This is a genomic window from Alphaproteobacteria bacterium, from assembly GCA_035625915.1.
Taxonomy (GTDB): Bacteria; Pseudomonadota; Alphaproteobacteria; order JACZXZ01; family JACZXZ01; genus DATDHA01.
Map to the genome: position 1 here is coordinate 1 of DASPOR010000128.1, position 2,268 is coordinate 2,268.

2 protein-coding genes are annotated in these 2,268 nt (G+C 60.5%); one reads left to right on the top strand and one right to left on the bottom strand.

Features of this window, described 5'->3' with window-relative positions; all coding sequences use genetic code 11:
• A partial coding sequence (locus tag VEJ16_10695; protein ID HYB10129.1) for a CYTH domain-containing protein occupies positions 1-846 on the bottom strand: 846 nt, incomplete at its 3' end.
• Positions 847-1,969: 1,123 nt separating this feature from the next.
• Here VEJ16_10695 and VEJ16_10700 point away from each other — a divergent pair.
• Positions 1,970-2,268 (top strand): inorganic phosphate transporter (locus tag VEJ16_10700; GenBank protein ID HYB10130.1); only part of this gene is annotated, 299 nt, incomplete at its 3' end.

Sequence of the window (2,268 nt, forward strand, 5' to 3'; positions counted from 1 at the left end):
GCGTCCGTCCTCGGCGGCCGGCTCGTTGACGAGGAGTTGCGCCAGACCCGTTTGCAGGATTGCCACGAAAGCCTGGTCGACCGACATGTCAGGACGAACGAACGGCGGGTTTAGCTTACGCACCCGCGGCGGGGCGTCGAAGGCCAGTTCAAAGCCGCGGTCGGCCTTGCTGCGGATCGTCGGCCTGACACTCCCCAGTTCGCTCAGGCGCGAGGCCAGGTCATAGAGCGCCGTCGGACTGCCGTGCTTGAGTTCGAGTTCGATCTCGCCGATGGGTGCGGTTTTATCACCCGCCTTGATGACCCCCTGATCAAAGGCGACCTCTACGGTCCCGGTCGGAAGTTTGAGAGCCCGCATGTGTCGGCGCACTTCAGTGCCAAAGACCGGCTGCAGCGGCTCGCGATTGAGAGCTTCCTGCAGACCAATCGTGACCAGGGGCATCAACAGATGAACGTCCGGCGTCATGGTTGCAACGGGACTTTCCCATTCACCGCGGCGCAGTGGTTCGGCGTCATTGCCTTCGGTGATCTTCAGTGTTTGTATGAATTGCTTGCCGATTTGTCGAACACGCAAGGTCGCGCCAGCACGATAGAGCGCGCAGGTGGGCGTATCGTAGTAAATCGATTTGAGAAGTCGGATGCTACCCTTGTTGCGCGCGTGCGCCACAATCGGCGCTGCTTGACTGAGCGCCGCGAATTGCGCTGGCTCGGCGAGCAGCTTTAGCTCGACCTCGCTGTTCGCCGAATAGGAAGCGGGCGTGGGACCGGGTGCGGACCGGTCGGGACTGGCAATGGCGGACGTCGCGGCTTGCGGGGGCAGGTCGTCGCGATCGTCGATCGGAAGCATGATCTCAGCCAGGGTTTTGTACGCACGAAGTCTCAAAAGCCATCAGCCGTAGTTAGCGACAATGTCAGGGACGCCGCCAATCGCGGCGTAATGCGAGGGCTTCAAACGTCGTTGCCTCGCAACGCGCGCCACCTTGAGGACGGGCAAGGGGGTCGAGGACCCCGGGGGGTCGGATAGATCGGCGTCGCAAGGGTCACCATCCCGGTTGTCGGCATGCTCAGCAATCGGCGCACGTTTCGCTCGGCGACATACCAAAGGCTATAATACTTCGACTAACATGAGGAGCTCAACGGGTGTCGCTGGTGTCCGATAAGGATCCCGCCTAACGGGAATGAATCACCGGCACAAAACCAGCGCGAGGGATGGGCGCTTTTCTGGCCTGACACGTTGTCGCGTTGATCGAGACGAGCACCATCATCCACGCGCTCGATCATCTTCATTCCGGCGCGTATAGCGCAAATTCGGTTCCGTCTACAGCTCTGGGTTTAACGGCCCCAAGAGGTGGCCCGCGCCAGGCGAAGCGATCTCAAACCTGACACGTCCAACAATGCGGCTCGCCTGATCAAGCATCCCGTCGAGAGGATTTGAGTTGGACCTGCGACCCGATGGCGCGACGGGGACTTCAGGCCAGGATTTGGCGCGACGGCTCGCCAGGACCGCCGTTGACGAGGGCGAACCATTCGCGGACCTGTCCCGGGCTTGCCCGGATGCAAGCTCGGCTTGGCGAGGTCTGGGACCGGTCCTGCGAACGGTATCGGGAGCTACCAATCTGCGAGCGGGCCCGCTCTCGGAGGTACGGGCGTTGTCGCGAGCGAGCGCCTTGGGTGAGCCCGCAAGGGTGTTTTCGCCAACCGTTTTGACCACCAGGCCACCCTCAAGTTGGTTCGCGCATTTCCGGGCGCCGGGTCTTAAAGGGCACCACGACGCACCGCAAACCCTTGCCGGGGGACCCGCTTGTCACCGCACGGCGCCAGGCCGCAAACCAAGGCGCGATCCTCTTTGCGCTATATACTTTAGATTGTATATCGCGTTGCTACGACGTTAACGGGCCGTCACAAAACTGTCGCATAACGGTTATGGAGGCACGATTTGATGGCGCGAGTGTACCGCTCCGGAGCGCTTTATGACTGATCTTGCAACCTCTCCGCTCGCTTCATCGCTCGACGAATTGCATCCCGTCGCGGTAAAGCCGAAACTCGACACCAAGCACGATCCGTTCACGATCATCATCTTTCTTGTGCTCTTAATCGCCGGCGTGCTGTATGGCGCCTACAGCCTGTATTCCGATATCAGTACCACCGAGGTCGCGCCCACGACCTATCTGCCGTTCATATTGCTCGGTGTCGCGCTTTTCATCGCTCTGGCCTTCGAGTTTGTAAACGGCTTCCATGACACAGCTAACGCGGTGGCGACAGTCATTTA